Source organism: Pseudomonas sp. Ag1 (genome assembly GCF_000278565.1).
GTDB lineage: Bacteria > Pseudomonadota > Gammaproteobacteria > Pseudomonadales > Pseudomonadaceae > Aquipseudomonas.
Map to the genome: position 1 here is coordinate 71,729 of NZ_AKVH01000097.1, position 21,062 is coordinate 92,790.

23 protein-coding genes are annotated in these 21,062 nt (G+C 61.8%); 6 read left to right on the forward strand and 17 right to left on the reverse strand.

The genetic code is table 11. From position 1 onward, the window contains the following. Window positions 1-98: 98 nt before the first annotated feature. The gene (locus A462_RS17300) at window positions 99-989 is read right to left on the reverse strand and encodes an AraC family transcriptional regulator (protein WP_004371227.1); all 891 of its coding nucleotides are present in this window, start codon (window positions 987-989) and stop codon (window positions 99-101) included. Window positions 990-1,170: 181 nt separating this feature from the next. Here A462_RS17300 and A462_RS17295 point away from each other — a divergent pair, with 181 nt between their 5' ends. Continuing rightward, complete coding sequence (locus A462_RS17295) at window positions 1,171-2,223, forward strand: NAD(P)-dependent alcohol dehydrogenase (RefSeq protein WP_008434920.1); 1,053 nt, start codon at window positions 1,171-1,173, stop codon at window positions 2,221-2,223. A gap of 139 nt (window positions 2,224-2,362) precedes the next feature. Here A462_RS17295 and A462_RS17290 read toward each other — a convergent pair whose 3' ends face one another. From A462_RS17290 to A462_RS17265, 6 genes are all read right to left on the reverse strand, one after another. Further along, window positions 2,363-3,166 carry an IclR family transcriptional regulator gene (locus A462_RS17290; RefSeq protein ID WP_004371229.1) on the reverse strand — a complete coding sequence of 268 codons (804 nt, stop codon included), beginning with the start codon at window positions 3,164-3,166 and terminating at the stop codon, window positions 2,363-2,365. Window positions 3,167-3,351: 185 nt separating this feature from the next. Then, entirely contained in the window at window positions 3,352-4,317 is a 966-nt protein-coding gene (gene araH, locus A462_RS17285; RefSeq protein ID WP_004371231.1) for an L-arabinose ABC transporter permease AraH, read from the reverse strand. A 16-nt stretch (window positions 4,318-4,333) separates the two neighbouring features. Further along, the gene (araG, locus tag A462_RS17280; protein ID WP_008434925.1) at window positions 4,334-5,842 is read right to left on the reverse strand and encodes an L-arabinose ABC transporter ATP-binding protein AraG; all 1,509 of its coding nucleotides are present in this window, start codon (window positions 5,840-5,842) and stop codon (window positions 4,334-4,336) included. Beyond that, window positions 5,839-6,819: a substrate-binding domain-containing protein gene (locus A462_RS17275; RefSeq protein ID WP_008434927.1), complete on the reverse strand. Its 981-nt coding sequence runs from the start codon at window positions 6,817-6,819 to the stop codon at window positions 5,839-5,841. The genes araG and A462_RS17275 overlap by 4 nt, the downstream gene beginning before the upstream one ends. A gap of 31 nt (window positions 6,820-6,850) precedes the next feature. Then, window positions 6,851-7,672 (reverse strand): SDR family oxidoreductase, encoded by an 822-nt coding sequence (locus A462_RS17270; protein WP_004371237.1) that lies wholly within the window; start codon window positions 7,670-7,672, stop codon window positions 6,851-6,853. A gap of 149 nt (window positions 7,673-7,821) precedes the next feature. After that, the gene (locus A462_RS17265) at window positions 7,822-8,301 is read right to left on the reverse strand and encodes a GNAT family N-acetyltransferase (RefSeq protein WP_004371239.1); all 480 of its coding nucleotides are present in this window, start codon (window positions 8,299-8,301) and stop codon (window positions 7,822-7,824) included. A 112-nt stretch (window positions 8,302-8,413) separates the two neighbouring features. Between A462_RS17265 and A462_RS17260 the strand changes: the two genes are divergently transcribed. The 5 genes from A462_RS17260 to A462_RS17240 all read left to right on the forward strand — a co-directional run bounded on the left by A462_RS17260 (window position 8,414) and on the right by A462_RS17240 (window position 11,537). Then, a complete protein-coding gene (locus tag A462_RS17260) occupies window positions 8,414-9,073 on the forward strand; it encodes an HD domain-containing protein (RefSeq protein WP_008434930.1) in 660 nt (219 codons plus the stop codon). Window positions 9,074-9,159: 86 nt separating this feature from the next. Then, window positions 9,160-10,353, forward strand: a complete 1,194-nt coding sequence (locus A462_RS17255) for an MFS transporter (RefSeq protein ID WP_008434932.1) — start codon at window positions 9,160-9,162, stop codon at window positions 10,351-10,353. Window positions 10,354-10,438: 85 nt separating this feature from the next. Continuing rightward, window positions 10,439-10,786, forward strand: a complete 348-nt coding sequence (locus A462_RS17250; protein WP_008434934.1) for a hypothetical protein — start codon at window positions 10,439-10,441, stop codon at window positions 10,784-10,786. Window positions 10,787-10,834: 48 nt separating this feature from the next. After that, window positions 10,835-11,101 carry a hypothetical protein gene (locus A462_RS17245; protein ID WP_004371249.1) on the forward strand — a complete coding sequence of 89 codons (267 nt, stop codon included), beginning with the start codon at window positions 10,835-10,837 and terminating at the stop codon, window positions 11,099-11,101. A gap of 55 nt (window positions 11,102-11,156) precedes the next feature. Beyond that, entirely contained in the window at window positions 11,157-11,537 is a 381-nt protein-coding gene (locus tag A462_RS17240; protein ID WP_008434938.1) for a Rho termination factor N-terminal domain-containing protein, read from the forward strand. Between the two features lie 129 nt (window positions 11,538-11,666). Here the strand turns inward: A462_RS17240 and A462_RS17235 are convergent, their stop codons facing one another. The 10 genes from A462_RS17235 to A462_RS17190 all read right to left on the reverse strand — a co-directional run bounded on the left by A462_RS17235 (window position 11,667) and on the right by A462_RS17190 (window position 21,038). Next, window positions 11,667-12,395, reverse strand: a complete 729-nt coding sequence (locus A462_RS17235) for a class I SAM-dependent methyltransferase (RefSeq protein ID WP_008434940.1) — start codon at window positions 12,393-12,395, stop codon at window positions 11,667-11,669. A 38-nt stretch (window positions 12,396-12,433) separates the two neighbouring features. Then, the gene (locus A462_RS17230) at window positions 12,434-13,354 is read right to left on the reverse strand and encodes a PfkB family carbohydrate kinase (RefSeq protein WP_023659250.1); all 921 of its coding nucleotides are present in this window, start codon (window positions 13,352-13,354) and stop codon (window positions 12,434-12,436) included. After that, window positions 13,347-14,813 (reverse strand): purine-cytosine permease family protein, encoded by a 1,467-nt coding sequence (locus tag A462_RS17225; protein ID WP_008434943.1) that lies wholly within the window; start codon window positions 14,811-14,813, stop codon window positions 13,347-13,349. The genes A462_RS17230 and A462_RS17225 overlap by 8 nt, the downstream gene beginning before the upstream one ends. A 198-nt stretch (window positions 14,814-15,011) precedes the next feature. Continuing rightward, window positions 15,012-16,013 carry an ADP-ribosylglycohydrolase family protein gene (locus tag A462_RS17220; RefSeq protein ID WP_008434945.1) on the reverse strand — a complete coding sequence of 334 codons (1,002 nt, stop codon included), beginning with the start codon at window positions 16,011-16,013 and terminating at the stop codon, window positions 15,012-15,014. Then, a complete protein-coding gene (locus tag A462_RS17215) occupies window positions 16,010-16,723 on the reverse strand; it encodes a GntR family transcriptional regulator (protein ID WP_083853207.1) in 714 nt (237 codons plus the stop codon). The genes A462_RS17220 and A462_RS17215 overlap by 4 nt, the downstream gene beginning before the upstream one ends. 70 nt (window positions 16,724-16,793) lie before the next feature. Beyond that, on the reverse strand, window positions 16,794-17,354 hold the full coding sequence (locus A462_RS17210; protein WP_008434949.1) for a DUF1285 domain-containing protein: 561 nt from the start codon (window positions 17,352-17,354) through the stop codon (window positions 16,794-16,796). A 17-nt stretch (window positions 17,355-17,371) separates the two neighbouring features. Beyond that, complete coding sequence (locus A462_RS17205; protein ID WP_008434951.1) at window positions 17,372-17,977, reverse strand: DUF4823 domain-containing protein; 606 nt, start codon at window positions 17,975-17,977, stop codon at window positions 17,372-17,374. Between the two features lie 75 nt (window positions 17,978-18,052). Next, the gene (locus tag A462_RS17200; RefSeq protein WP_004371275.1) at window positions 18,053-19,021 is read right to left on the reverse strand and encodes a GTP 3',8-cyclase MoaA; all 969 of its coding nucleotides are present in this window, start codon (window positions 19,019-19,021) and stop codon (window positions 18,053-18,055) included. A gap of 139 nt (window positions 19,022-19,160) precedes the next feature. Beyond that, window positions 19,161-19,814 (reverse strand): TetR/AcrR family transcriptional regulator, encoded by a 654-nt coding sequence (locus A462_RS17195; protein WP_004371278.1) that lies wholly within the window; start codon window positions 19,812-19,814, stop codon window positions 19,161-19,163. A 438-nt stretch (window positions 19,815-20,252) separates the two neighbouring features. Next, the gene (locus tag A462_RS17190; RefSeq protein ID WP_008434955.1) at window positions 20,253-21,038 is read right to left on the reverse strand and encodes a TatD family hydrolase; all 786 of its coding nucleotides are present in this window, start codon (window positions 21,036-21,038) and stop codon (window positions 20,253-20,255) included. Window positions 21,039-21,062 lie beyond the last annotated feature (24 nt).

Below are 21,062 nucleotides of genomic sequence, written 5' to 3' on the forward strand. Positions count from 1 at the left end.
CGCGAAAGCGGTGTATCAGTCACAGATGTTTTGGCTGAACCACCGCTTTCGCGAGCAAGCCCGCTCCCACATTTTTGACCGAATTGTGCCCGGGAGAGTTATGCCGCCCGCTCATCCCCAGGGCTGCGCTCGAAGTAGCGCTTGTATTCCCGACTGAACTGCGACGTGCTCTGATACCCCACACTATGGGCCGCCTGCGCCACGCCCATGCCCTCCACCAACAGCAACTGCTGTGCCTTGAGCAACCGCAAACGCTTGAGGTACTGCACCGGCGACAACAGCGTGCAGCGCTTGAAGTGTTCGTGAAAGGTCGACGCACTCATGTGCGCATAACCTGCCAACGTCTCGATATTCAGCGGCTCGGCGTAATGGGCATGCAGGTGATTCAACGAGGTCGCCACCCGCGAAAACTGCCCCTGCTGCTCCACCAGCGCGCGCAACACATCCGCCTGTGGCCCGCGCAATGCGGTGAACAATAATTCCCGCACCCGCGCCGGGCCCATGATCCGGCTCTCCAGCGGATCGTGCAGGCACTGCAACAGGCGTTCGACGCAGCCGCGCATGGCGTCGTCCAGCACCACCGAACTCATCGACTCCAACGTCTGCGCCGCCGGCGGTGGCCCGCTCTGGATCCCCATCGCCATCACCAACTCACCCAGCACCACCCGATCAATGCCCACCGTCACACCCAACAGCGGTGCATTCGGCATGGCAAAAGTCTCGCATTCGAACGGCACCGGCATCGCCTGGATCAGGTAATGCCCCGCGCCGTACTCCAGGGTACGCGGGCCCAGGTACGCGACCTTGCTGCCCTGGGCGACGATCATCAGGCTCGGTTCATAAATCTGCGGGCCCCGCGCCACATCGCAACTGGCACGCAATACCTGCACGCCCGGCAGGTTCGTGGGCGAGAACCCATCACGGGGTGTCAGGGGTTCGATCAAGGCAACCAACGCGGCATTGGCATCGACATGGCGGGTCAACAACATGGCAAAAACTTCGCGAAAAAGGGGATGAGACCATCATCGCAGGTCTGGCGCCACAACGATCCAATCCAGGTGCACTCCCGGACGAATAGGCATGAGACTCGGAGCAATCGCCATGGCCGCACCCAGGCACGGCGCGGAGAATGCGCCACCTCACCTGTTACTGCACCTGCGAGGTTTCTCCATGTACAACGCCATCGGTTATGCCGCTCAATCGGCCACCACTCCCCTCGCCCCCATGTCCTTCGAACGCCGTAGCCCGCGCGCCGATGACGTGGCGATCGAAATTCTCTACTGCGGCGTCTGCCACTCCGACATCCACCAGGCACGCAACGAATGGGGCATCGCCGTGTACCCGCTGATGCCGGGCCACGAGATCGTCGGTAAAGTCACCGCCGTCGGCGCCAGCGTCACCGCGCACAAAGTCGGTGACCTGGTGGGTGTTGGCTGCATGGTCGACTCCTGCCGTCACTGCGACGCCTGCCACGCGGACCTCGAGCAATACTGCCTCGAAGGCCCGACCATGACCTACGCCACCCCGGACCGGGTCGACGGCAGCAACACCATGGGCGGCTACTCCGACAGCATCGTGGTCAGCGAGCACTTCGTGGTGAAGATCCCGGCCAAGCTCGACCTGGCCAGCGCCGCGCCGATCCTCTGCGCCGGCATCACCACTTACTCGCCGCTCAAGCATTACGGCGTGAAGGCTGGCGACAAGGTTGGCGTTCTGGGCATGGGCGGTTTGGGCCATATGGGCATCAAGTTCGCCAAGGCCATGGGCGCGGAAGTGACGCTGTTCACCCGCTCCGCGAGCAAGGCTGAAGAAGGCCGTCGCCAGGGCGCCGACCACGTGATCGTGTCCACCGACGAAGCCCAGATGAAAGCCGCTGCCGGGCATTTCGACTTCCTGCTGGACACCATCCCGGTGCAGCACGACTTGAATCCCTACCTCGACGTACTGCGCTTTGACGGCGTGCACATCCTGGTAGGTTTGATCGAGCCGGTCGACCCGCCCGTCAACGCTGCCAAGCTGGTGCTGGGCCGCAAGGTGCTGGCCGGTTCGTTGATCGGTGGGATTGCCGAAACCCAGGAAGTCCTGGATTTCTGCGCCGAGCACGGCATCACCTGCGACATCGAGATGCTCGACATCCGCCAGATCAACGAAGCCTACACTCGCATGATTGCCGGTGATGTGAAGTACCGCTTCGTGATCGACATGGCGACCCTGAAGGCCTGATCATGATCGTTCCCACGCTCTGCGTGGGAACGCATGCTGTGACGCTCTGCGTCACCGTTGCGCAGGGCTCAAGTCCTGCTGGACGCGGAGCGTCCGAAGCGGCATTCCCACGCGGAGCATGGGAACGATCACGGCCTGATCAGGCCTTCGCGCCCAACTCCGCTGACAGCCGTGCTGCGACCTGTTTGATCACAGGGATCAGCTCGGCCATTTTCTCCAGCGGCATGTAGGGCACGGTACTGGCGATGCTGATGCCGGCGACGATTCGCCGGCTGGCATCGCGCACCGGTGCAGCAACACAACGGATCGACGGTTCGTTGTCTTCCAGATCGAATGCATAACCGCCCGCCACGTATTCCTGCATGCGCTGTTCAAACTGCGCCCAGGATTGCTCGGGGTGCTGCGGCCACTGCAGATTCTTCCCGCCCGTCGGCAAGCTGACCTGATACAGGCGCTGCCACTCTTCCACGCTGTCATCCAGCAACAACGCCTTGCCGATCCCGGTGCGCGCCAGCGGCATGCGATGGCCGACGCGCGAGCGCATTTCCGGGCCGTTGCGGCCAGGGTTCTTGTGCAGGTACAGCACGTCGTCGTATTCGCGGATAGCCAGGTGGATGGTATCGCCGGTCAACGCCGACAACTCGTCCAGATACGGCACTGCCAGGCTGACCAAAGGCAGTTCTTCACGGGCCTGGAAACCCAGCTCGATCAATTTGGGGCCCAGCAGATAACCGACTTGCGGCACTACGCGCAGGTAGCGTTCTTCCACCAGGCAACTGGCCAGGCGGTGAGTGGTGCTGCGGGTGGTGCCGATGCGCTTGGCAATTTCCTTCAGATCCCGCGCACCGGCCGCCACTGCCTGCACCACGCCCAGGCCACGAAGCAGGGTTTGAGTGCCGGTGGGCGCGGCTTCTTTGACGGGAGTTTGGGCGTTTTCCTGCATATCGGGCCTATTGGGAAGTACGAAAACGGCGAGCATTATGGCAAATGCGGACCAGCAAAGCAGAGGAGATCAAAATGTGGGAGCGGGCTTGCTCGCGAATGCGGTTTTCCAGTTAATGCATAGGCTGACTGACACACCGTTTTCGCGAGCAAGCCCGCTCCCAAATTGGTCGTGTGGCGCCCTTTTTATCGCTGTTTCATGCGGTCGATAATCACCGCCAACAGCAGGATCGAGCCGCGAATCACGTATTGGTAGAAGGTGTCAATGTTCTTCAGGTTCATCGCGTTTTCGATGATCGCCAGAATCAACACCCCGGCAATCACATGCCGGATCATCCCGATCCCGCCGCTCAGCGACACCCCGCCCAGCACGCACGCCGAGATCACCGTCAACTCGAACCCCTGGCCAATCATCGGTTGCCCCGAGGTCATCCGCGACGCCAGGATCACCCCGGCCAACGCGCCGATTACCCCGTGCACGGCAAAGATGATGATCTTGGTGCGATCGACATTCACTCCGGCCAACAGCGCCGCTTCCTGGTTGCCGCCGATGGCCATGGTGTTGCGCCCGTAGGTGGTGTAGTTCAGCAACCAGCCAAAAAACACAAAGCACAGCACGGTGATGACGATTGGCACCGGCACGCCAAACAGCTGGCCGTTACCAAAGACGAAGAAGTTTTCGTCCATCACGCCGACCGCCTTGCCGTTGGAAAAGATATACGCCAGCCCACGCACGATCTGCATCGTCGCCAGCGTCGTGATCAACGCGTTGATCCGCAGCTTGGCGATCACGATGCCGTTGATCAGTCCCACCACCAGGCCCATGGCCAACGCCGCCGACACGCCGAAGAACACGCTGTCGGTGTCGCGAATCACGATCCCCGCCACCACGCCCGAACAGGCGATCACCGAACCCACCGACAAGTCGAAGTGCCCCGACGCCAGGCAAAACAGCATGGTGCAGGCCGCAATCCCCACAGTGGAAATCGCCAGCCCCAGGCCACGCATGTTCAGCGGTGAGAGGAAGTTGTCGATGAAGATGGCGCTGAGCACAAAGATGCTCAAGGCCGCCAGCAGCATGACCCAATCATCGAGAAACTTGCGCTGGTTGAACCCCGGCCAGAAGCTTCTTGCAGTTTTTACCTGTGACATACCCACCTCGTATTCTTCAGTCCCGCGTACGCGGAAGAGCCAGTTGCAGCAGCCGTGCTTCGTCCGCTTGATCGCGGGTCAATTCGCCGGTCAGGGCGCCTTCGCTCATCACCAGGATGCGGTCGGAGATGCCCATCACTTCCATCAGGTCGCTGGACACCACGATCACCGCGATGCCACTGGCCGCCAGGTTGTGAATGATCTGGTAGATCTCCGACTTGGCACCGATATCGATGCCGCGGGTCGGCTCGTCCAGCAGCAACACTTTCATCGGCATCGACAACCAGCGGCCGAGAATCGCCTTCTGCTGATTGCCGCCCGACAGGAACAGAATCGGCTGGTCCGCCGACGGCGTGCGCACGTTCAGCGCGCTGATCTGCCGCTGGGCGTTGGTGCGTTCCCAGCCGCCCTGGATCAGCCAGCCGAAGCGCGCATGGTCGCGCCGCGCACTGATATTGATGTTCTCTGCAACGCTTGCGCGGGGCACGATGCCTTCCTTCTTGCGGTCCTCGGGGCAGAGCAACACCCCCGCCGCAATCGCATCCCGTGGTGTCTTGAACGTCTGCGCCTGGCCATGCAGCACCAGGGTCCCCTGGGTGCTGCGGGACAGCCCGGCGAGCAGGCGCAACAACTCTGTGCGCCCGGCCCCCACCAGGCCGAACAGCCCGAGAATCTCGCCCTTGTTCACCTGCAGGCTCACCGGTTCCTGCAACCCCGGCCCGAGCAAACCTTCGACTCGCAGCGCTTCACCGCAGTGCTCGCGCGGCCGGTAGTCGTAGATATCCTGGATATCGCGCCCGACCATGCAGTTGACCAACTGGTCGACGTTCAACTGCGTCATGTCCTCGAACGTGCGCACGAAGCGCCCGTCCTTGAACACCGTCACCGCGTCGCAAATGCGGAACACTTCTTCCATGCGGTGCGACACGTAGAGGATCACCCGGCCTTCATCCCGCAGCCGGGCGATGATCACCATCAGCCGCTCGATCTCACGGGCCGAGAGGCTGCTGGTGGGTTCGTCGAACGCAATCACATGGGCGTTGCGCGACATGGCCTTGGCGATTTCCACCAGTTGCCGCTGGCCGAGGGACAGGCTGCCCAGGCGCATGTTCGGATCGATTTCATCCGCCAGGCCCTTGAGCAGGTCCCGTGCCTTGCGCACCATCGCCCCGCGATTGACCACGCCAAAGCGCGACGGCATATGCCCCAGCAGCAGGTTCTCGGCGACGGTCATTTCCGGCACCAGTTGCAGCTCCTGGTGAATCACTGCGATGCCGCTGGCGATGCTGTCGGCCGCCGACTTGAAACTCACGCTGCGTTCGCCCAACTGCAAGCTGCCACTGTTGGGCGGATAAAAACCGCCGAGGATTTTCAGCAAGGTCGACTTGCCCGCGCCGTTCTCGCCCATCAGCGCATGCACCGAATGGGGCCGCGCTTCAAAGCTGATCTGCGCCAGGGCCTTCACCCCGGGAAACTCCTTGCCGATGCCGTTGAAGCGCAGGCTTTCTGCTGCGGCGCTGTTCATTTCCACAGACCGATCTTGCTCAACTCTTCCTTGAAGTTGGCGCGGGTGATCAGGGTCACGTTATCCAGTGCGGTGAACTTGGCAGGCTCAGTGCCTTTGGTCACCCACTCGAACATCGAGGTCGCGGTTTTATAGCCGGACGCATCGGGGCTGAGCAGCATCGAGCCGTAGAAACCGGTGTCGGATTTCTTCAGCTCTTCGATGGCATCGGTGCCGTTGATGCCCACGCCAATCACGTTCGTGGCCTTGAAGCCGGCGCTTTCGGTGGCGCGTACGCCGCCCAGTACGGTGCTGTCGTTCATGCCGCCAATCAGCAGGTTTTTCGCACCGCTGGGCAGTTTCACCAGGGCCGAGTTGGTGGAGTCCATGGCGCCCGGCACGTCGAGGGTTTTCTGCGCGGTGAACAGGATATGGTCAACCGGCAGGCCGGCGGCCTTGAGGCCTTCTACCGAACCGTCGGTGCGTTTCTTGCCGGTTTCCAGCTCGTCGAAGGTATTGATGACGGCGTAGGTGTCCTTCCAGTCCCAGTTGCGATGCTTGGCTTCGGTGGCCATGGCCTCGCCTTGTTTCTGGCCGATCTTGTAGGCGTCCAGGCCGACGTAAGGCACGTCTTCCATGGGCTTGCCCTTGGCGTCGACGAAGCGGTCGTCTACCGCCAGCACTTTAAGGTTATTCAGCTTGGCCTTGGCCATGATCGCAGGGCCCAGGGACACGTCCGGCGGGCAGATCACGAAACCCTTGGCGCCGTTGGCGGCCAGGGTGTCGATGGCGGATAGGGTTTTCTCGCCATCGGGCACGGCGATCTTGATCACGGTGAAACCATGGTCCTTGCCGGCTTTCTCAGCGAAGGCCCATTCGGTCTGGAACCAGGGCTCTTCCGCCTGCTTGACCAGAAAGCCGATCTTTACTTCTTCGGCAGAGGCCAGGCCGCTGAGTGCCATTGTGAGTGCAAGGGTGCCTAGTGTCTTCTTGAGCATGAACCACCTCTTCTTGTTATTTGGAAACCTGTTAATCGTGGTACATCACCGACCGCCCGCCATCGATCATCAGGCAGGTGGCATTGATAAAGGGCGCCTCATCGGTCGCAAGAAACAGTGCCGTCATCGCCACTTCAATCGGCTGGCCGATGCGCTTGGGCGGGTGCAGGTCGAAGGCACGCTGGCGCTCGGCGTGCGGGTCGGCAAAGCCGTTCCAGTAATCGACGTTGAGCTGGGTTTCGATATAGCCCGGCGCGATGGCATTTACGCGGATGCCCTTGGGCGCGTATTCGATGCCCAGGGCGCGGGTCAGCCCGAGCAAGCCGTGCTTGGCCACCGGGTACGGAAAGCAACCGGGAATGATGTGGCTGGAATGGGTGGAGGCGATGTTGATGATGTTGCCGATGCCTTGCTCGATCATGTGCGGCAACACGGTACGGCAGCCGTACCAGGCGCCGTCGAGGTCGATGGCGAAGCAGCGGCGCCAGTCTTCGTCGGTCATTTCCAGCGGGTCGCGGAACACGTTGACGCCGGCGCAATTGACCAGCACATCGACGCGGCCAAAGCGTTCGATAGCTACGTCCACCAGGGCGCGCCATTGATCCTTGGAAGTGATGTCGACAGGTTGTGCGTAGATCTCGGCGCCGTGTTCGCGCCAGTGGGCGGCGACCTGCTCGACCTTCTCGCCCTGGATATCACCGATCACCAGGCGCGCCTGCTGAGCCTGGAAGCAGGCGACGATAGCCTCGCCAATGCCTTGGGCGGCACCGGTGATGACCACGACTTTGTTCTTCAGTCGCTCGCCGTAAGTCGGCTCGGGCACCGGAGGTAACGACAACGGTTGTGCCTGCATCGCTTCACCTGTTTTGTTTTTGGTAGTGAGTGCTGATGCGCAAGACTATAAACCCAGAAACCGGAACATCTCAATATATAAATTATCATCCCATATAGTGAGCAAATATATAAAAAAACCGGCTTTAAAAGCCGGTCCTTTATGCACACTTAACCCTGTGCGAAATCCCTGAGGGCGTCGCCTTCCATGCGGTAGCGTACCCACTCTTCCTGGGGCTGGGCACCGATGGATTTGTAGAACGCGATGGCCGGCTCGTTCCAGTCCAGCACGCTCCACTCGAAACGCCCGCAGCCGTTGTCACAGGCGATTTTCGCCAGGTGGCGCAGCAACTTCTTGCCCGCCCCGCCACCGCGTTGCTCGGGGTTGATGTACAGGTCTTCGAGGTACAGGCAGTTGCTGCCCAGCCACGTGGAATAGCTGAAAAAGAACACCGCAAAGCCGATCGGCAAACCGTCGCGCAGGCAGATCAGGCCGTGGGCGGTGGCACCTTCACTGAACAGGCTGCGCTCGATGTCCACCACGCTGGCGATCACTTCGTGCCGGGCTTTTTCATAGTCGGCAAGCTCGGTGATGAAGGTCAGGATCTGCGCAGCATCGCTGGGCACGGCGGGGCGAATCTCGATGGTCATGGGCAGGCCTTGTCAGGGAAAGAGAGCACACATACTAAGGCGCTTTAATGACCGATTGCAGTGCAATTTGATTCACGGCTAACCTGCAGGCCATCGATCTTTGAGAATCCCCATGCCCTTCACGCCACTGACCGACCTCGCCGCGACGTTATTGCCTTACGCCCTTGAGCCTGCGGAAGACGGCGCCCACGATCTGTCCCATTTGCAACGGGTGTGGCACAACGTGCGGTCGATCCAGGCAGAGGAAGGTGGCGATCTGGAGGTGCTGCTGGCGGCGGTGCTGCTCCATGACTGCGTCGCGGTGGAGAAGAATTCGCCGTTGCGTTCCAAGGCCTCAACATTGGCGGCGGACAAGGCCGGGCAGATTTTGCAGGGGTTGGCGTGGCAGCCCGAGACGATTGCAGCGGTGACCCACGCCATCGAGACCCACAGCTTTTCGGCGGGCCTGACGCCGGTGACGCTTGAAGCAAAGATTATGCAGGATGCCGACCGTTTGGACTCCCTGGGCATGATCGGCGTGGCCCGCACATTTTACATCGCCGGGCGCATGGGCAGCGGGCTGTATGACCCGGCTGACCCAACGGCGCAGCATCGCGAGTACGACGACAAGCGCTTTTGCCTCGACCATTTCCAGACCAAGCTGCTGCATCTGGCGGGCGGATTTCAGACGCCGACGGGGCAACGCATGGCCCTGGCGCGCCATGAGCGGTTGAAGGGTTTCATGAACCTGTTCATCGAAGAAATAGGCACGCCATACTCCGCTGCGGGCTAACGCAAGCGCCGCGAACCACAGAACAATCCCACGTGCCGTGCATGGTAAAAAGTTGGGCATAAATCCAACAGACGCAAGGCTCCCCCATGCACGCCTCACCTGCGGTCGGCGGAAAACTGTTCGCCCTTTTCTGCCTCGCCAGCTACCTGCTTTCCCTGTCCTATGGCTCGACATTCTTGCTGTCGCTGCTGATCCATTCGCGCGGCGGCAACGAACACGACGCCGGCAGCGTGATCTCCATGGCGATGCTCAGCACCTTTGTGGCGGTGCTGGTTTCCGGGCATCTGGCCGACCTGCTGGGGGCTGCCAGGTCGATCGCCCTGCTCGGCGTATTGCTGGTGGTGGCGTGCCTGGGCTTTGCGCTGGCGCCGGGGTTCGGCGAGGGCTTGATGTTCTTTGGCTTGTCGTTGGGATTGGGCTGGGGCGTGTTCTACACGTTGGGGCCGATCATCGTCGCGATGCTGGTGGAACCGGCGCAACGGGCCAAGTATTTTGCCCTGCTGTCGGGCAGCATGATGACCGGAATCGGCTCCGGGCCACTGCTGGGGCGGGCGGCAAGTGCCCTGGATTTTTCGCTGACGGCGGCCTTTCATATAGCAGCGCTGGCGAGCCTGGTGGGTGTGCTGATTTTCTGGCGACTGGGTCGCGCGCTGAGTCAACACACCGCGCCGGTGGCGAAGATTTCCTGGTCGGCCACGCGCCAGGTGCTGTCATCGAAAGCGGTGTTCGCGATCATCATGGTGGGCCTCGGCGGTTGCGTGTTTGGCGGGCTGTCGAGTTTCCAGACCAGCTACGCGGCGTTGCACGGGCTGGACTATTCGCTGTTCTTCCTGGGCTTCATGAGTGCGGCGATTACCAGCCGCCTGCTGATCGCCGGCATCGTGGTCAAGCGTGATCCGTATTGGGCGGCGTGTGTGTTGTCGGGGTTGATGCTGGTGTCGATTTTCCTGTTCGGGTTCAGGGTCAGCGGCAACTACAGCTACCTGCTGGCAGCCGTCACCCTGGGCGTCGGTTACGGCCTGACGTACTCGGTGATCAATGGTTTGGCTGCGAACGAGGCACCCGCTGGCACCACCTCCCAGGCGTTGCTGCTGTTCAGCCTGGCGTACTTTATCGGGGTGTTCGGTTTCCCGCTGCTGGCGGGCAAGGTCATCGTCGAATACGGCATGCCGACCCTGTTGATGAGCGTACTGGCGGTGGCGCTGCTCAATTGGCTGATCACGGTGGCGCGGTTGATCTGGCGCCGAATCTCGTCACACAAAATCTTACAAGCGACCTAAGACCGTTCGTCGGTATCGAGGCACGAATCACAAACGGGGGCGGACCAATATCAGGTAAGGACATTAATCATATGGAGACACCATCATGACGACTTCCAAATTTGCCGCCCTCGCCCTCACCGGTTTGCTGTCTGCTGTTTCGCTGAGCAGCTTTGCCGCCTCCACAGGTTCCAGCACCGGCCCGACCGACCCTGTCGGCAGCCCGCCCAACCCGGCCGCCCAGGAGTCGAAGGACTCGATGGGTACCGGCATGGACACCAACGGCGGCGCCATCATCGACAACAGCAGGGACCCACGCACCCAGGGCGACGACACCAATCGCAATAGCGGTGCGGTGCCCAACGGCAAAATGGGCCCAGGTGCCACTTCGCCCTCGATCAATAAAGGCGATGACTCCAACATCCCCGGCGCGCCAAAACAGCCCGCGCCTTAATGCGCAAGAAAGACGAACACCCAACCATTTCCCAGTGAAGAGGTATGCATGAACGTCGATCACAACCTTGAAAAAGAAGTCCTCACCCGTCTGCTCCACGCTCATCCCAGTGGGTTGGGCAAAGAAGTGCTGGACAACTACCGAGGTGAAAAAGTGGTGGCCAGCGCCTTGGCCACCTTGCAGGACCGCGGGTGGATCAAGGAAGGCCATGTGACCTGCAACGATGCCGGTGAACATTCGCTGAACCTGCCGATCAAACTCACCGCGTCCGGCGTGGAAGCGGCTCGCAAGCTGGAAAGCGAGGCGGGCCAGTAACGCACTTTGTCTGGCCTGGCCCTTCGCGAAGGGCCAGACCAGGAGGAGTATCGCAATGCCTCGTGGAAGCAAAGCCAAATACACCACCGAACAGAAGCGCAAGGCCGCCCATATCGAAGCGAGTTATGAGCACCAGGGCTTGTCGAAAGAAGAAGCCGAGGCGCGGGCCTGGGCCACCGTCAACAAGCAGTCTGGCGGCGGCGAAAAGGCCGGCGGTTCAGGCCAACGCAAGGCGCCGGCGAAGAAGTCCCAGGACCGGCATGAGTCGGCCAAGCGGGCTGCTGCCAGCCGTGAGGGGCATCCGCGTAACAGCCGGGTTTCGCTGGGTACGCAGACCAAGGAAAGCTTGCTGAAGGAAGCGCGTGCCAGGGGCATTCCCGGGCGCTCGACCATGCGCAAGGATGAGTTGATTGAGGCGCTGAAAGAGGCCGGTTAACGCGGAACAAAATGTGGGAGCGAGCTTGCTCGCGAAGGCGGTGTGTCAGGGCCAGATTCATTGGCTGACCCAACGCATTCGCGAGCAAGCCCGCTCCCACATTTTTTGATCGGGTTTACAGCCACGGAATCAGCGGTGGGCGGCCACCAGTAGCATCATTGGGCGTTCAAGCTCTTCTGCCAGTGCGGGGCGGGCTTTCAGGTCCGCTTCGCTCGGGCCCCACTCGTCGACATGAGTCAGGGTAAACCCCGCCTGGATCAACAGCGTCAGCAACGTGCCCACGGTGCGATGTTGCTTGATCACACCCTCCGCCAGCCAGTTTGTCACCCGTGGTCCTTGCAACTGGTAGCTGTCCACCGGCCAGCTCTTGCGCCCTTGCTCATCAATCAGCCAGCCCGGCTGCCGGGGCGCCATGAAGATCGGATGCTCGATGGAAAATACCAACCGCCCGCCCGGGACCAACGCTTGATGGATACGCGCGAACAGGCCCTTAAGATCGACGATGTAATGGAACGCCAATGAGCTGTAGGCCAGGTCGAAAGTGGCATCCGGAAGGTCGAGTTTTTCCAGGTCGGCGATGCCATAGGTGATGGCCGAAGAGGACGTCATCTCCTTTGCCCGCGCCAGCATCTTTTGCGAGACATCCAGCCCCAGCACCTGTTCGGCGCCCCGCTCCTGCGCCCAGCGACTGAACCAGCCGTAGCCGCAACCCAGGTCCACCACTTTCAACCCTGGCATCGGCGGCAGCATGGATTGCAACGCCGGCCACTCCGGCGCGCCGGCGAGGCCTTCTACCGAGCGGCCCATTTTGCTGTAGCCCTCGAAGAAAACCTCGGTGTCGTAGATGTTCTGGGTCATGACGCTGCTCCGTGCTGAATGGCGACTATTCTGCCGAATCAGCCCTCGCTCAACAACGCATCCACTTCAGCCGTGCCCGGTGAGGTGGCCGGCCCCCAGCGCGTGACCGCCAAGGCCGCCGCCGCGTTCGCGCGACGTGCCGCGACAGCTGGCGCCAAACCATTGGCCAGGCCGGCGATAAACACCCCGGCGTGAGCATCGCCGGCACCGTTGCTGTCCACCGCCTTGACCTTGAATCCCGGCACATGCTCGGCCTGGCCATTACGGCTGATCCAGCAGCCATTCGGTCCATCGCGCACCACCAGCAAGGTGTCGGCGGGCAAGTGCTCGTTGAGCTTGAGCAATGCCCCCGCCAGATCGCTCGCGCCGGTAAAGGCCAGCGCTTCCGGACCGTTGCTGGTCCAGATATCGATACGCGGCAACAGGGCGACCATCAAGGCCGAGTCCGGTGCCTTCACCAGCGGGCCCGGATCGAACACCACCGTGATCTGGCGCGGCAATGCCAGTAGCCAATCGAGCAACGCCTGGGCCTTGCCTTCCAGCAGCAGGCTGTAGCCGCTGACGTACACGTAGTCGTCGTCGCGTGGTACCGCATTGGCCAGGTCTTGCGCCAGCAAGTCACCCTCAGCGCCGATATGGGAAATGAAGGTACGCTCGGTGGTGGCTTCGGTCAGGGACACACACAGGCCGGTGTCCTTGTCGTCGCTGGCGGCCAGGGCCATTTCAATGCCCTCGGCCTGCATCGCCGCGCGCGCCAGGTCGCCGAAGCGGCCGGTGCCATGGCGGCCCAGGTAGACCACCGGCAAGCCGTTGCGTCGGGCCGCGGCCATCACGTTGAAGCCACCGCCGGCTTCGAAGCTGGCGGAGTTGGCCAATACATCGCCGCCGGTGGCGGGCAATGTGTCGAGGGACATGACCAGGTCGACGATGACCTGGCCGCTGTGCAGCAATCTAGACATTAGCGCTCTCTACCAAAGCCGGACGACGATCAGCCGCGCCACCCAGTACCGCATAAATCCCGCCGGCCACCAGGAAGGTGACGATCCAGCCCAGGCCGTTGTGGCCCAGCCACGAATCGGACAGCGGACCGGCGAACCAGATGTTCTCGGCCGTGGTGCCGATGGTGGTGAAACTGAAGCCCAGCACGATCGCAATCGCCCAGGCGCCGAACGCACGCCATTCAACCCCGCCACGGTACCAGTAGGCGCTGCTTGGCGTTACGTCCAGCAGGTCTTTGGGGCTGTAGTAGTGGCGATGAATCAGGTCGACCACAAAGATCCCGACCCAGGCGGTGATCGGTACCGCCAGCAACGAGATGAAGGTGATGAACGGGCCGTAGAAGCTGTCGGCGATCAGCATGAAGTAGATCGAACCGGCGAAGATCGCAACGATGTCGACGATCACCGCGTGCACGCGCTTGACCTTCAAACCGAGGGTCAAGGTGGTGAGGCCCGCCGAGTACACCGACAGGTTATTCGACAGCAACAGCCCGCCAAACGCGGTGATCAGGTACGGCACCGCCATCCAGGTCGGCAGCATGTCGCGGATCGCGATGATCGGGTCAGTGGCCGACGCCAGGTCATTGTTGCCCACCGACAGCAAGCCGCCGAGGGTGATCAACAGCACCAGCGGAATCCCCGCACCGAATGCCGCGGAGGCCACCAGGCGCACGGCCTTGACGCTGCGGTGCTGGTAGCGCGACATGTCGGCACCGGCGTTGGCCCAGCCGATACCCGTACCGGCGGCCATGGTGCCGACGCCGATGATCATCGCGCTCAACGGCGCAGGCGTGGCGTTGAATACCGCGCTCCAGTCGATGGTGGCGCAGAGGAAACCGCCCACCAGGATATTCAGTGCGCCGAACACGTAGGTGGCCCACTTCTGGATCACCAGCAAGGTGGCATGGCCCAGGCCCGACACGGCGAGGGTCAGCAGCACGAAGATGCCGATGAACAGCAGGGTCAGTACCGGCGCGCTTTTGGCGGCAACCGGCGAGTTGAACAGGATCGAGCACAACGACAACAGCACGAACGCAGCCGTAGTGGTGTTGACGGTTTCCCAGCCGAGGCGCGACATCAGCGACACCAGCGTCGGGCCGATATTGCCGCGTACGCCAAAGATCGCCCGGGACAGGGTCAGGCTCGGTGCACGGCCACGACGGCCGGCGATGGAGATGATGCCCACCACCGCAAACGAGCCGGCGGCGCCGAGGATCGCCACGATGATTGCCTGCCAGATCGCCAGGCCGCGAAACGCTACGAGGGTCGCGCCCAGGGGCAAGCCGAGGATGCTGATGTTGGCCGCAAACCAGACCCAGAACAGTTGCAGCGGATGGCCGTTGCACTCGCCTTCCGGGACCGGCTCGATGCCGCGTGTTTCCAATTGCCCGGCGCTTTGGCCGGAAGAGGACGTACTCATGGTGGGGTGCTCCTGATGCCTGTTTTTTTGTGGTTGTGGCAGGTTGGCAAGTTGAATCTGTGTTCCGGTCTTCCTGACTCGACTGGATCAATGTGGGAGCGGGCTTGCTCGTGAAAGCGGTGTGTCAGGCAACGCATGTGTCACTGATGCACCGCTTTCGCGAGCAAGCCCGCTCCCACATTTTTTAATCTGCGGTGCTCAGCGCAGCTCGAGCAGGCCTTGGACCAAGGGTTCCAGGTCCAGTTGGTTAACCTGCTTGACCTGTTCGATCATCGCCCCAGGCCAGCACTGCATCCCCAGGCACGCACCGAGCATCGCGCCGAGAATCGCGGCGATGGTGTCGGTGTCGCCGCCGAGGCTGGCGGCCATGCACAGGGCTTCGATGGCGTTCATTTCACCCACCGCGACTTGCTGCGCGAGGGCAAACGACACCACCACCGATTCCTGGGACGCCACGGAGGTGCCGATCAATTCGTAAAGCAGGTCGGTAAACAGCGCCTTGTCGCCGCTGTCGACGCTCAAGGTGCGCGCCCAACTGATACGGGTGGCGATGCGCCCGCCGGCAATCCAGTGGCCGTGGTTTTCCGCCTGCTGGGCGATCTGCGTGCCGATGTTCAGCGCTTCGCCCAGATCGACGCCGTTGACCCCGGCGGAAACCACCGCCGCCACCGCCGCCGCGCTGGAGATGCCCAGGTTGGTGTTGTGGGTGACCTGGCACGCCTGGATCACCGCCTGGATAAACTGCGCCGGGTCGTTGACGTCCGCCGCGATGCCCACCGGGGTGATGCGCATGGCGGCGCCGTTGGTGGTGCCGTAGCGCCCGGACTCTTCCGGGGTATGGCCCGCCAGGATCATGTCGATCGCACGCTTGGTCGAGGGGCCCAGCAAATCCTGGGAGCCCTTGGCGCGCATCACCGCTTCCCAGTCGATCAAACGTTGGGCGAGTTCGGTGGGTTCAATCCTGCCCTGCCCGTCCACCAGCAACTGGCCGACGAGGATCGCCTGTTCGGTGTCATCGGTGATCGAGCCCTTGGGCATGTTCGGCGCGATCGGCTGATCGGCGTCGGCATCTTCCAGGCCGGTGATCGCGCCGAAACGCGCCTTGACCTGCTCGCGGCTCAGGGACTGGGTGGGCATGCCCAACGCATCGCCCAGGGCCAGGCCGTAGAAGGCGCCGAGGGCGCGGGTGGTGGCGGTCATGTCGGTGTTCCAAATTGAAGGTGCAAGCGGAAATGCAGAGGGTCGAGCAAGCTTTCGACGGACTCCATGAAGCGGTCCTGGCGGTCGTAGGTGGTGCGCAGGGCCTTGAGGAACACCGTGCCCACCGGGCGCCCCAGGAGCTGGGCGTCTTCTTCGTTCAGAGGCTCGGCACCGATCCATTGATTGCCGGTGGCGCCGACATAGCCATAGGCCGCCAGGGTGATGGTCAGGGAATTATCGATCAGGCCGACTTGCGGCAGGCTTTCGACGCCACCCGAGGCCGGCATCAGCGAGCGCTCCAGGGACACGAACGTGCCGTCGGCAGCGCGACGGCGGCGGTCGAGGGCGATGAATTGGTCGCTGCCGTGACGGCTGAGCAGGTCCGGGCGGGTGACCGCTTCCAGGCGCAGGATTTCGGAGGTCACCACCGCGCCGGTGTCGGCCAGGGCTTGGGCCCAGCCGCTGCGCTGGTCGAGCACCATGCCGTCGAAGGTGACGATGGAGCCGACACCGCTTTGGGTGGCGATGTAGCTGCGGCGCTTGAGTTCGGCCAGGGCTTCACGCAGGGTGCCGCGGCTGACGGAAAACTCTTCGGCCAGTTGGTGCTCGCCCGGCAGCAGGACACCGTCAGCCATCACTCCACCCTCGATACGGCGGATCAGCTCGTCGACGACGCGTTTTTTCTTATCAAATCGGACATGTCTAATCATGTACAAATTGATAACCGAAAGCGCCCGGCTACAGCAAGCGATTTATTTCAGGGAGAGCGAGAAATCAGCCTCAGGGCTCCAGGCCGATGGGGAAAAATACCCCGCCGCTCCAGACGCCAAGCCAGTTCTTACCGTTGATCGGACGGGTCACCGCCAACTCCACCAACTGATAGAACGCATTGCGATGGACCAAGGCTTCGAGGTTGGTGCGCACCCGCAGGTACGGCGAGGGTTCCTGGGTTTCCGGGTCAATCATCACCCGCAGCGGATGTTCGATACCGGCTTCGACCTGTTCATCGACATTGGTGGTAAAGCGCAGGACTTGGCTCTCGCCCTGCCCTTCGACTTCCAGGGTCACGGCGACAAAGGGCGCGTCATCGACCTTGATCCCGACCTTTTCCACCGGGGTGATCAGGAAATAATCATCGCCATCGCGGCGAATGATATTGGAGAACAGCTTGACCATCGGCTTGCGGCCAATCGGCGTGCCCATATAGAACCAGGTGCCATCGCGGGCAATGCGCATGTCGATATCGCCGCAAAAATCCGGGTTCCACAGATGCACCGGTGCGGGCCCCTTGCCCTTGGGCAATTGCGCCAACAGGTCATTGGCCTTGGCCGAATCGGTCATGCTGCTCTCCTTGTGTCTTACTGATCGCTCATGCCCAACAGGCTGCGCGCGTAGTGCGCCAGGGGCTTGCCGATCAGGTCATCTGGCTTGTTGTCGTGGAACGTCAGTAAACCGCCACGGCTATGGATGCGCACAGTATCAATCAAATACTGGGTACTGGTCTCGATCAACATGACCTGGATGGTTCCGGTGTCGATACCCAGGCGATCCACCGCCTCCTGGTCAGACCATTCATCGGCGTTGCCGATACGGTCATCCGCCTGGGCGAAGCGGCAGTACAGCAGGTAATGCGCACCCGCCGCGCGGGCTTCCGACATCGCCTGCTCGAGGCCTTCCGGCTTGCGGGCGCGGCGGACCATCGGGAAATATTCGACAAAGCCGTTGAAGGCTTCCTCGGCCACCACGTTAGGCCGCGGATAAGCACTGCCCGGCGGGGTGAAGGCGCCCTGGGCGATGAAGACGAAGGAGTCCGGCTGTATGCGGACCGAATTGACGCGGCGGGTATCGCTGTGGTCCAGCAGCCCGGCATCGCTCATCTGATAGCGCGTGCCTTCGGCCATATTACTGACGGTCATGCAGCCACCCAGCGCGAGTGACGCCAGCACCAAAACCAGACTACGCATCCTAATTCTCCAAAGGCCGGTGACGGAAAACCGGCGAATGGGCACGAGATGCAGATTTTGCGCCAGCTTGCGAGACTAGCCGCCGATGATCTTCATGATGGTGGCGCCGCCGGAGAAGGCCACTTCCTGCTTGTCACCCAAGGCCTTGACCAACAAGCGCTGCAAGGCCGGCAGGGCCTGGTGGCGGGGTTTGTCCAGCAGGTCGCCGACGTAGTGGCGGTTGCTCGACGACAGGCAGCCATGCAGCCAGCCAGTGGACGACAGGCGCAAACGCGAACAGGTCCGGCAGAACGGCACGCTTTCGTTGGCAATGACACCGAAGAAACCTTTGCCGGGCACTTCGTAGCGCACGGCAGTGGCGTCCACCGGGGCGTTGGCTTGCAGGTATTCGTACTGTTCGCCGATCAGGCTGAGCAATTGCTGAAGGCTGACGAATTGCTGCAGGAACGCGTTGGAATCGTTGGCGAGGTGGCCCATGCGCATCAATTCGATAAAGCGCAACTCGTAGCCACGCTCCAGGCAGTAGTCGAGCAGCGGCATCACCTGGTCGAGGTTCTGGCCGCGCAGCGGCACCATGTTGACCTTGATCTTGATTCCGGCGGCGCTCGCCTGGTCCATGCCATCGAGCACGGTGGCCAGGTCGCCACCGCGAGCGATGCTGCGGAAGGCGTCGGCGTCCAGGGTGTCGAGGGACACGTTGATCCGGCGAATCCCGGCGTCCACCAGCAGCGGCAGTTTGCGCGCCAGCAGTTGGCCGTTGGTGGTCAGGCTGATATCACTGAGCCCCATCTGCCCCACCGCGCCCATGAAGGCTTCCAGCTTGGGGCTGACCAACGGTTCACCGCCGGTAATCCGCAGGCGCTCGATGCCGGCGGCCTCGATCAGGTACTCGACACCCCGCGCCATCGCCTCGGCCGACAGTTCGTCCTGCGCAGCCACCAGCCGCTTGCCGTTGGGCACGCAGTAGGTACAGGCGTAATTGCAGGCTGAGGTCAGGCTGATCCGCAAATTGCGGAATCGCCTGCCTTGACGATCAACGATCATGGATCACTCCGGCAGAGGATAATTCGGGCGCACTAAAACCTGACTGAAAAATCAAGTTTTAGCAAGGTCCTTGCCTGAGTATATTCCTGGGTTACTGCGCTGGGCAGGAAATCATATCGCCATCACGCTGGCGAATGATTCAAGTGGCCGGCGTTTCGGCGTTCGGCAAATCGGTGCTGTGCTTGCGCTTATTGCCCATGCGCACGCCGATGTCCATCAGGAACTGGAAGAAACCTTCCTGATCTTCCAGCACATTGCTCCAGAACGGCGAGTGGTACAACGCCACGGCGCCGTGCACCAACGCCCAGGCGGCGCAGTAGTGGAAATACGGTGGCACGTCTTCGAGCTTGCCTTCGCTGATACGGCCCTTGATCAGCAGGGTCAGGCGTTCGAAGTTCGAGGCACGGATCTTGTGCAGCTCCTCGACCATTTCCGGCACCTGATGGCCCTTCACCACTTTTTCTTCCAGGCGATCAAACAAGCGGTAGCGCTGCGGGTCACGCATGCGGAACTCGAAGTAGGCGCGGGACAGCGCTTCCTTGTCCTTGTCGACATCGGCCGAGTGCAGCAGCTCGTTCAGGTCGCGCTCGTAGTCGAGCATCAGGCGCAGGTAGATCTCGGCCTTGGACTTGAAGTGCTTGTAGATGGTGCCTTTGCCGATACCCACGGCATCCGCAATCATCTCGACGGTGACGCTGTCTTCACCCTGGTCGAGGAACAGCTTGAGTGCGGTGTCGAGAATTTCCTGCTCGCGGCGGCGAAACTCACGGACCTTGCGGGGTTCTTTGTGCATAAGAAAAAGGTCTGCAGAGATGGATATTGGAAGGGCGTTCGCTCCCCAAGCCGTGCTTGTCGGAACGTTTTACCCGGTGCGCGGGATTATCCCGACTGAACGGTCGTTGGGCAACGCCTATATGAACAACCTTTGCACTTAACTTACAACACGCCAACGAATGTGCTGATTCGAGTCAGAAATAAAACAGGTGATTGGCGCGTGTGCATCGCATCCAATGAGAACTCAACCGAAGCGGGCGTATTCCAAATCTGTTTAAAAAACGATCAGATGTGGCTGGACTGAATCGGATACTGATCAATACTTGAAATGTCGGCGTGGCATCTCCCCCAAGTGACGCGTCGACCTGGGTACCGACGGACTGCGTACCCTTGTTTTACTCCTAATGGTCTTAGCCCGGATTCACCCCCCAGAACCCGGGTTTTTTTTGCCTGCGATTCAGTGGCCGACGTGGGCCAGCGGGAACAGGCGCTTGAAGTTTTCGGTGGTCTGTTCGGCAAAGCGCTCGTAGGACTCGCCCCGCAGCATCGCCAGGTAATCCGCCACATCCCGTACGTATTCCGGCAGGTTGGGTTTGCCGCGATGGGGAATTGGCGCCAGGTACGGCGAATCGGTTTCCACCAGCAGGCGGTCTGCCGGGACCTGGCGCGCGACATCGCGCAGGGCATCGGCGTTGCGGAAGGTCACGATGCCCGACAAGGAAATGTAGAAACCAAGGTCCAGCGCGGCCTTGGCCATGTCCCAGTCTTCAGTGAAGCAATGCAGCACACCAGCCTGGGGCAGCGCGGCTTCGCGCAGCAGGGTCAGGGTGTCGGCACGGGCGCCACGGGTGTGGACGATCACCGGCTTGCCAGTCTGCTGGGCGGCTTGCAGGTGCAGACGGAACGACGCCTGCTGCAACTCGGCAGCTTCCGGTTCGTAGTGGTAATCCAGGCCGGTCTCACCGATGGCCACCACGCGCGGGTGATTGAGTTCACCGAGCAGCCAGTCGAGGGCCGGGGCTTCGCCGGGCTTGAGGTCCAGCGGGTGAATGCCCACCGAGCAGTCGACGTCGGCATAACAATCGGCCAGGGCTTTGACGTCGGCGGCGTTTTCCGCGCTGACGCCGATGCACAGGAAGTGCCCTACCCCGCGCTGGCGCGCAGCTTCGAGGGCGGCGTCGAGGGAGCCGCCGTGCTGGGCCAGGTCGAGGCGATCAAGGTGGCAATGGGAATCTACGAGCATAGGGATCTACAACTTGAGTCACGG

What these genes read in the sequence shown, in the direction of transcription:
- A462_RS17255 (WP_008434932.1), top strand. Translation starts at nt 9,160, where the DNA reads ATGCACGCCTCACCTGCGGTCGGCGGAAAACTGTTCGCCCTTTTCTGC.
- A462_RS17235 (WP_008434940.1), bottom strand. Translation starts at nt 12,395, where the DNA reads ATGACCCAGAACATCTACGACACCGAGGTTTTCTTCGAGGGCTACAGC.
- A462_RS17225 (WP_008434943.1), bottom strand. Translation starts at nt 14,813, where the DNA reads ATGAGTACGTCCTCTTCCGGCCAAAGCGCCGGGCAATTGGAAACACGC.
- A462_RS17230 (WP_023659250.1), bottom strand. Translation starts at nt 13,354, where the DNA reads ATGTCTAGATTGCTGCACAGCGGCCAGGTCATCGTCGACCTGGTCATG.
- A462_RS17265 (WP_004371239.1), bottom strand. Translation starts at nt 8,301, where the DNA reads ATGACCATCGAGATTCGCCCCGCCGTGCCCAGCGATGCTGCGCAGATC.
- A462_RS17270 (WP_004371237.1), bottom strand. Translation starts at nt 7,672, where the DNA reads ATGCAGGCACAACCGTTGTCGTTACCTCCGGTGCCCGAGCCGACTTAC.
- A462_RS17205 (WP_008434951.1), bottom strand. Translation starts at nt 17,977, where the DNA reads ATGCGTAGTCTGGTTTTGGTGCTGGCGTCACTCGCGCTGGGTGGCTGC.
- A462_RS17210 (WP_008434949.1), bottom strand. Translation starts at nt 17,354, where the DNA reads ATGACCGATTCGGCCAAGGCCAATGACCTGTTGGCGCAATTGCCCAAG.
- A462_RS17240 (WP_008434938.1), top strand. Translation starts at nt 11,157, where the DNA reads ATGCCTCGTGGAAGCAAAGCCAAATACACCACCGAACAGAAGCGCAAG.
- A462_RS17215 (WP_083853207.1), bottom strand. Translation starts at nt 16,723, where the DNA reads ATGATTAGACATGTCCGATTTGATAAGAAAAAACGCGTCGTCGACGAG.
- A462_RS17300 (WP_004371227.1), bottom strand. Translation starts at nt 989, where the DNA reads ATGTTGTTGACCCGCCATGTCGATGCCAATGCCGCGTTGGTTGCCTTG.
- A462_RS17190 (WP_008434955.1), bottom strand. Translation starts at nt 21,038, where the DNA reads ATGCTCGTAGATTCCCATTGCCACCTTGATCGCCTCGACCTGGCCCAG.
- A462_RS17295 (WP_008434920.1), top strand. Translation starts at nt 1,171, where the DNA reads ATGTACAACGCCATCGGTTATGCCGCTCAATCGGCCACCACTCCCCTC.
- A462_RS17245 (WP_004371249.1), top strand. Translation starts at nt 10,835, where the DNA reads ATGAACGTCGATCACAACCTTGAAAAAGAAGTCCTCACCCGTCTGCTC.
- A462_RS17200 (WP_004371275.1), bottom strand. Translation starts at nt 19,021, where the DNA reads ATGATCGTTGATCGTCAAGGCAGGCGATTCCGCAATTTGCGGATCAGC.
- A462_RS17195 (WP_004371278.1), bottom strand. Translation starts at nt 19,814, where the DNA reads ATGCACAAAGAACCCCGCAAGGTCCGTGAGTTTCGCCGCCGCGAGCAG.
- A462_RS17290 (WP_004371229.1), bottom strand. Translation starts at nt 3,166, where the DNA reads ATGCAGGAAAACGCCCAAACTCCCGTCAAAGAAGCCGCGCCCACCGGC.
- A462_RS17250 (WP_008434934.1), top strand. Translation starts at nt 10,439, where the DNA reads ATGACGACTTCCAAATTTGCCGCCCTCGCCCTCACCGGTTTGCTGTCT.
- A462_RS17260 (WP_008434930.1), top strand. Translation starts at nt 8,414, where the DNA reads ATGCCCTTCACGCCACTGACCGACCTCGCCGCGACGTTATTGCCTTAC.
- A462_RS17220 (WP_008434945.1), bottom strand. Translation starts at nt 16,013, where the DNA reads ATGACCGCCACCACCCGCGCCCTCGGCGCCTTCTACGGCCTGGCCCTG.
- araH (WP_004371231.1), bottom strand. Translation starts at nt 4,317, where the DNA reads ATGTCACAGGTAAAAACTGCAAGAAGCTTCTGGCCGGGGTTCAACCAG.
- araG (WP_008434925.1), bottom strand. Translation starts at nt 5,842, where the DNA reads ATGAACAGCGCCGCAGCAGAAAGCCTGCGCTTCAACGGCATCGGCAAG.
- A462_RS17275 (WP_008434927.1), bottom strand. Translation starts at nt 6,819, where the DNA reads ATGCTCAAGAAGACACTAGGCACCCTTGCACTCACAATGGCACTCAGC.